The 7174-nt window shown below is 52.0% G+C and carries 5 protein-coding genes; 3 read left to right on the plus strand and 2 right to left on the minus strand.

All coding sequences use genetic code 11. The annotated features are described in order from the left end of the window. Positions 1-2071: hypothetical protein (locus ACO6UY_RS23560; RefSeq protein WP_422491496.1), on the minus strand; the 2071-nt coding region annotated here is incomplete at its 3' end. A 474-nt stretch (positions 2072-2545) separates the two neighbouring features. Between ACO6UY_RS23560 and waaF (ACO6UY_RS23565) the strand changes: the two genes are divergently transcribed. Beyond that, entirely contained in the window at positions 2546-3031 is a 486-nt protein-coding gene (gene waaF / locus ACO6UY_RS23565) for a lipopolysaccharide heptosyltransferase II (RefSeq protein ID WP_422449719.1), read from the plus strand. Then, positions 3006-3824: a lipopolysaccharide heptosyltransferase II gene (waaF, locus tag ACO6UY_RS23570; RefSeq protein WP_422491498.1), complete on the plus strand. Its 819-nt coding sequence runs from the start codon at positions 3006-3008 to the stop codon at positions 3822-3824. Before waaF (ACO6UY_RS23565) ends, waaF (ACO6UY_RS23570) begins: the two co-directional genes overlap by 26 nt. A gap of 54 nt (positions 3825-3878) precedes the next feature. On the opposite strand, the gene ACO6UY_RS23575 is transcribed toward waaF (ACO6UY_RS23570), so the two are convergent. Continuing rightward, positions 3879-4061 carry a hypothetical protein gene (locus ACO6UY_RS23575; RefSeq protein ID WP_422449718.1) on the minus strand — a complete coding sequence of 61 codons (183 nt, stop codon included), beginning with the start codon at positions 4059-4061 and terminating at the stop codon, positions 3879-3881. A 697-nt stretch (positions 4062-4758) separates the two neighbouring features. On the opposite strand from ACO6UY_RS23575, the gene ACO6UY_RS23580 reads away from it, so the two are divergent. After that, a partial coding sequence (locus ACO6UY_RS23580) for a hypothetical protein (RefSeq protein ID WP_422491497.1) occupies positions 4759-7174 on the plus strand: 2416 nt, incomplete at its 3' end.

The following is a 7174-nucleotide window of genomic DNA, read 5'->3' on the forward strand; positions in this document are numbered from 1 at the left end:
TAATGATCGCCGTAGCGGCTGTTGATGCTGTAGCGTCTGCTGACACTGTGGCGGCTGCTAACGCCGCCGCTGTTGACTCTGTAGTGGCCGTTGACGCCAAAGCGGTTGTGGACACTTTAGCGGCATTTACCGGGCAAACATCACCGTAAGAAAAATCCAACGCATCCGGAAATTCAGTTCCCGAAGCGCAATTGTCTGTTAACACACGTGGGTCAGCTTTTTGGCAAAAAAGCTGCTCATTGGATTCAGGTCCAAAATCCTTTTTCATGATGACATAGCTATTCACCGCCGTGGTGTTGGCAACCGTTGTTCCGGAACCCTGCCCCCCTACCGCGATGCGGGCGTTTGCATCTTCACCCGAGGTTTTTACCGTGCTGTTCACCGCCGTGGTGTTGGCAACCGTTCCTTGATCGAAAACCGCCCCTACCCCGATGCCGGCGTGGGCATCGTCACCCGAGGTTTCAACCCTGCTGTTCACCGCCGTGGTGTGGGCAACCGTTGCTCTATCGCCAACCTGCCCTAACCCAATGCCGGCGTATGCTTTTTTACCCGAGGTTTTGACCGTGCTGTCCACCGCCGTGGTGTAGTTAACCGTTCCTTGATTGAAAACCGCCCCCCCCCCGATGCCTGCGCATCCACTTTTACCCGAGGTTTCGACCGTGCTGTTCACCGCCGTGGTGTTGGCAACCTTTGCGTTTTGGGTAACCTGCCCTCCCCCGATACCGGCGTATGCCCCTTTACCCGAGGTTTCGACCCTGCTGTTCACCGCCGTGGTGTTGGCAACCGTTGCGTTTCGGTTAACCCACCCCCCCCCGATACCGGCGTCTGCACCTTCACCCGAGGTTTCGACCGTGCTGTTCACCGCCCTGGTGTTGGCAACCTTTGCTCCATCGGTAACCAACCCCCCCCCGATGCCGGCGCGTGCAAGTTGACCCTTGTTGGTTTTGACCTTGCTGTTCACCGCAGTGGTGTTGGCAACCATTCCGGAAACCCACCCCCCTCCAATGCCGGTGTATGCACGTTCACCCGAGGTTTCAACCCTGCTGTCCACCGCCGTGGTGTTGGCAACCACTCCTCCATCGTGAACCATCCCCCCCCCGATGCCGGCGTATCCACGTTCACCCGAGGTTTCCACCGTGCTGTCCACCGCCGTGATGTTGGCAACCGTTCCTTTAACCTCCCCTCCCCCAATGCCCGCGTAAGTTCTGTAACCCCAAGTGGAAACACGAGCATTTCCAGCCCGGACACCACTGACTGTGCCATTAATATCAACAACACAGGCTGCTAACCCAGTCACCTTCCTGGAATTTATTATATTGGCACCAGTCAAGTGAAGGTGACTGATGCTGCCTTTCAGAGTGTCAACAAGACAGTCAGGCAGGTCGCTGATGGTACGGCACTGCCCATCGTACTGCCCGGTGAATGGATCGGTATCACTGCCAATGGATTGAAAGTCTCGAGTGGCAACAATATCCGCCGTCTGTTGGTATGTACCGTTCAGTGGATAGCAGGGATCCCGACCAATCCTGCCCAGGGTTTTCGTATCATTAATCTGTATGGGCATCTGTATGGGTTGTGGACAATCGGCAATGGCATCCGAATTGGCATAGTGAAAAGAGCTGGCCAGCGTACCAAGTGCAAGCAGTCCTCTGGCTCCCTGACTCCCTTGATAGCGGGCAGTGGATGGCTGTTGAAGGGGTACGTCTTTCGAGCCGGGTTCTTTTTCCTGCGCCTCTTCCCCGGTTGCTTTTGATGTCTGTGGTAATTCCGGTTTGGCATCAGGCCCGGGCAAACAGCTGCCGAACCACGCATCGGCAATATCTTTCGCTATGAAAAGGATGGGACTCAACGGCACGATAGTTGCCGTGGCCAGTCGCCCAATACCTTCCAGTGCTTTATCGGGATTAATACTGAAGTGAGGATCTTCCATCGGAATCAATGATTTCGCAAATGCTTTAGCAACAGCAACGCCATGGCCGAGCCAGGAATGTTCGACGCCATTCCCTGAACATTGGGAAGCGCTGTCATAAATTGGTTGCTGAATGGACTGCTGAACAGGTTGCTGAATCATAAACAGGCCTTGATGATGTTGCATAAAAGTACATTGGAAATGTGTACAAAAAATACTTGGTATCATTGATCCATCCAGTGATGTAAAAGTTCCCGGGTTATGTTTTTTTCTTTATGCAAAAAACTGACTTCACTATGATGCTCTGCGCAAGTACTTTCAGTAAGGCGTGGTTTCTGGGGACTTTGGTTAAATATTGGTGCAGTCCATCAATGTAAAGATCAGCCTGCTTTTGTCCCCAGTGTTCGTACGTAAGTAGTTAACCAAATGGCATCAATATTCGTTCTTGATTTTCTCAGCTGTTCGCTTGGCCTTTTTGGTTTTCAGTTCAAGTAGCTCATTTTTCATGCATTACAGCATGGCAGATTTCTTCAATTGCGTAACATGAGTTAAATTTACTCATTAACCGGTCACTTTTTACCTGCGCAAACAGCGCTTATAATTCCCTCCCATTCACTATAAGGAATTCCAGACGGGATGAAATATCTGATCGTCGGTCCCTCATGGGTAGGGGACATGGTAATGGCACAAACGCTGTTCATTGCCCTGAAACAACAACACCCTGATGCCATCATCGATGTACTCGCTCCCGCCTGGAGCCTGCCGATCATTGAGCGTATGCCTGAAGTTCGCAGGGGTATTGATATGCCCCTGGGTCATGGCAAACTGGGACTTAAAGCCCGCTACCAGCTGGGCAAAATCCTGAGGGCGGAAGGCTACACACACGCCATCGCCTTACCCAACTCGTTCAAATCAGCACTGGTGCCTCTCTGGGCCAACATCAGGCACCGTATTGGCTGGCGCGGCGAAATGCGCTACGGGCTATTGAACGACATTCGCAGGCTGGATAAAAGTCAGTACCCACTGATGGTGGAACGGTTAACGGTTTGTCGCCCTGGCCTATCCGGAGGGTGCTTCACTACCGGAGCTCCTGCCGATTCCTGCGCTTCAGGTAAACAGTAATACCGCCAGCAAAGTCCCTGGCCGCTACCACCTGCACACCGACAGGCCCATTCTGGCACTGTGCCCGGGTGCTGAGTTTGGCCCCTCCAAGCAGTGGCCAACCGGTTACTACGCCGAAGTGGCACGCTCCCTTGCTGAACAGGGATGGCAGGTTTGGCTGTTTGGCTCAGCCAAAGATCAAGCGGTCACCGCTGAAATAAAAAGCTGCCTGCCTGATGCATTGCAGCAGCACTGCCATAACATGGCCGGTGAAACATCGCTGGCGGATGCCATCGACCTGCTCTCCTTTGCCAGCGCTGTGGTCAGTAATGACTCTGGCCTGATGCATATAGCGGCGGCCCTGAATCGGCCCCTGGTGGCGGTTTACGGGTCAACGTCGACCGATCATACGCCGCCAATGAACAAAAACAGTGAAACACTGTCTATGAAGCTGGATCGAAAGCTGGACAGCCACCTGGCAGAATTACTGATGCACCTGTTCAAATGGCAGTACCAGCCCCAAAAACGGGAATATGGCCATAGCTGGGAAAACAGCATCCGGGCACACCGAAAACAAACCAAAGACCTGATGGAGAAATACCCAAGCCTGGAGGCAAAAATTATAAGTGACTGGGAAGGCATCTTTGAATCTGCCCTTCGAGCAGCAATCATCGACACCGACATGTCAAAAGAAGATTTCCCGGAGAATTGTCCATGGACCTTTGACCAGATCATGCAGGAGGACTGGCTCCCTTCAAAGCTCAGCCATGGCGCTGGCCAAAATCACGGCAGTGACTGTATCGGTACCTTCTAACTCAAACCTGCTGGCCATGCATATAAATGATAGGGGTCATTGAACATCAGCTCCTTACCGGAGAAGCCCACCGCTCCGCCGCCGGGCAGCACCACCATCCCTTGCAGATTGCTGGGAGGCGTGAAGGCTGCCATTAGTTAAACGACAATCAACCGCTGCTTCTGACTGAGTATCATCCAGAAGATGGCTATCCAGCCTGAGAACCTCGCCGGTAAAGGAAGTGATGTCGATTTTCATGGTCACTTACCAAACGTGTCGGGCCGCGCAGGTGCAGAGCGCTCCGTAGGGCGGCCCCCCGCCTGCGGAGTTCGTGTGAGACCCGGTACAAAAAAGCGCTAATACCCACACAGCCACCCCCCTCGTTCCCATGCAGGCCCTATGGGTCGGGAATGCATACCGGAGCCTGCCAGATATAAAACATTCTGTTTATGTCCGGAATCATGAGTGTTTAATGGAGACCCACAAGAGGCCCGGTATGCATTCCCATGGGGGACCGTGGGAACGAGGGGAAAACCAGTTACTGTACTTCACTTGCTTGAAATTCTCACCGGGCGGTAGTGGCACTCCGCCGGGTCTTTGAACTTATCCTGAGGATTTTCTGGCTCTGAAAATCCTGAACATCAGGGCGTGACCAACGTCGTATTTTCTGTGACTTTTTCAAAATAGGCATAACGTCTTTAGCATTCTGAGCTATGTTGTTTCCCAAAAATTTGAATCAGCAAATAAATATTGGTGTTTATCTCTTATTCGCTGATTTACACGACACAGGATATTTTTGAGTAAAAGCTTTCGAAGTATTGATGAGGTAGTAATGTTGATACAGCCACCGACCGTGCCCAGAAGCGGCACTGTCAGCGATTCCCGACTTGCAACAATACCATCTACAGAGCCACAGGGACGATGGGGCAGTTTGGATGTATCCAGGAAGTCTGGGGTGTTACCGTTTTTAACGCGGGACGGAACCCAGGAAAACGACAACGATAAAATAAAAGACACACAACAGAACTCATCGCAGCAGCATCGTAAACCGACAAGCACAGCGCCCGGGTCTTGTCATCTGCCCAATGCGGCGGCGGTGCTGGGGGCGCTGTCCGGTCTTGCTGCTTTCGGCCTGGCAGCATCGGCCACCTGTGGCAGCGAGCCGATTGAGGTGGCGGATGCCGAAATCCTGGGCATGATTGGCCGTAACGAGAGCTTTCCACGCAATTGCACTTACCGGCAAACTGTTCCGTGTATTGATGGTAGCCAATTGCAATCCATCGGTAATGATAGCCATCCGTTTACCGGCATCTTCCATGGCGAAAATCGTACCATCGGTAATCTCAGACATTGCCTGATAAAAAAACTGGCCGGTGGAGGCAGTGTCGATAGCCTGCGCTTTACTAATGCCAATATAACGTCCACAGGCCCGGCCGCAGTGGTGGCCTGTGAAATTTCTGGTAATGCCATGATCAGTAATATCCGGGTTGAAAATGCTCATGTAAGTACTTCGGGTAATGGAGCCTATGGGGGGGTTATTGCAGGAAAGGTCCAAGAAGGCGGAACCGTTGCTAACACGACGGCCGTGGACTGTAACATCACGACCGACAAAGATTCTGATTCTGGAAGCGCGGGTATCGGGGCAGGGTACGTTGAGGCTGGCACGGTTGCTAACACGATAGCGGTTGACTGCCACGTTGAAACCGGAGGCAAAAAGTCTTATGCCGCTATTGGAGTGGGACATGTTTTGACCGGAGGTAACATTGACAACACCAGGGCCGAGAACTGCACGGTGGTAACGACCGGCAGCGAGGCCAGCGCAGGCATCGGGAGTGGGTACGCAGGCATCGGTGTGTTTAAGAATACTGTTAAAAATACTATGGCAAAGAACTGTACAGTTGAAACATCCGGTCATAAGGCAAATGCCGCTATTGGAGTGGGACATGTTTTGACCAGAGGAATCGTTACCAACACCAAGGCACTGGACTCCACAGTCAAAACCTCGAATAGTGCAACATCGGGTGGGAGCGCCGCTATTGGCTCAGGCGTTGTTGAAGGAGGAAATGTTGCCGACACGAGAGCGGTTCACTGTCGCGTTGAAACAATGAGCGATAATGCAAATGCCGCTGTTGGAGCGGGAAGCATTTTCGGTGGAAAAGTTACCAACACCAGGGCACAGAACTGCACGGTGGTAACTTCTGGTAATCATGGCTATGCGGGTATCGGCGGGGGAAATTCTATTGAGTCCGATGTTACTGACACCACGGCAATGGACAGCATAGTGACAACATCTGGAGATAATAGTTTTGCCGGCATCGGCGGGGGATGGTTTAGAGGTGGCACCGTGACTGGCACCACAGCAGTGAACTGCAATGTTACAGCAAACGGTACCGATGCCAGCGCGGGTATCGGGGGTGGGCAGGTTGAGAAGAAGGGTACTGTTACTAATACTGTGGCAGAGAATTGTCACGTCAAAACATCGAAGAAAAATGCCTTTGCCGGTATTGGCGCGGGTAAAGTCGATAAAGGAGGAAAAGTTACTAGCACGACGGCAGTGCACTGCAACGTCACTACCAAAAATGAGTTTGGCCAAGCCGGTATTGGAGCGGGACATATTTATAGTGACAGCTTCGTTTCACTCACCACAGCGTTGGACTGCACAATCATAACCGAAGGGCATTGGGCAGATGCGGGCATCGGAGCCGGAGCTGCTTATAATAGCATCGTTAACGGCAGCACTGCGGTGAATTGCAAGGTCAAAACTTCCGGTCAACTGGCCAATGCAGCTATCGGCACAGGATACGTTAATGATGCAACCGTTGCCAACACCCTGGCAGTGAAAAGTAGTGTGAACGCTACAGATGCAATTGCTGGTATTGGGGTCGGGGAGATTCCTGATAATATTAACAGTACCGTTATCGAGACCAAGGCGTTTGATTCCAGGATCGACGGCAAAGTTTCAGAGGCAATTAAGCGTATCAAAAATAATAGTACCCTGGTTTGTAATACCTATCTTAACAATGTTCCATATAACAGTCCTGGTTTCTGTTCGCTGCTGGATAATGTGTGTAAACCTGTCGCTCATTCGCTCTTGCTCCCGGATTGCGAACCCAACCAAAAGTATCTTGACCAGTTAGGCATGTCGAGCAATTTAAGCAGTGATTTATTCTCCGTCGAAACCCCGCCCATGGAATCCGACATACTCTTTCCCGACCTGCCTTGTCCTGAAGCATTGACCACGACAGTGGCACCACCGGCCGCCACGCCAGCAACAGACAGGGAAACCGAAACCGGGGCATCAACCACCATACTTGTTTCAAAACCGGCTTCGCCCACAACAATGGCACTGTCTACCGAGATAAATGATACCG

It is taken from the genome of Endozoicomonas sp. ALE010, from assembly GCF_049310165.1.
Classification (GTDB): Bacteria; Pseudomonadota; Gammaproteobacteria; order Pseudomonadales; family Endozoicomonadaceae; genus Endozoicomonas.

Coding starts and splice junctions, on each gene's coding strand:
- waaF (WP_422449719.1), top strand. CDS start 2,546: ATGAAATATCTGATCGTCGGTCCCTCATGGGTAGGGGACATGGTAATG.
- ACO6UY_RS23575 (WP_422449718.1), bottom strand. CDS start 4,061: ATGAAAATCGACATCACTTCCTTTACCGGCGAGGTTCTCAGGCTGGAT.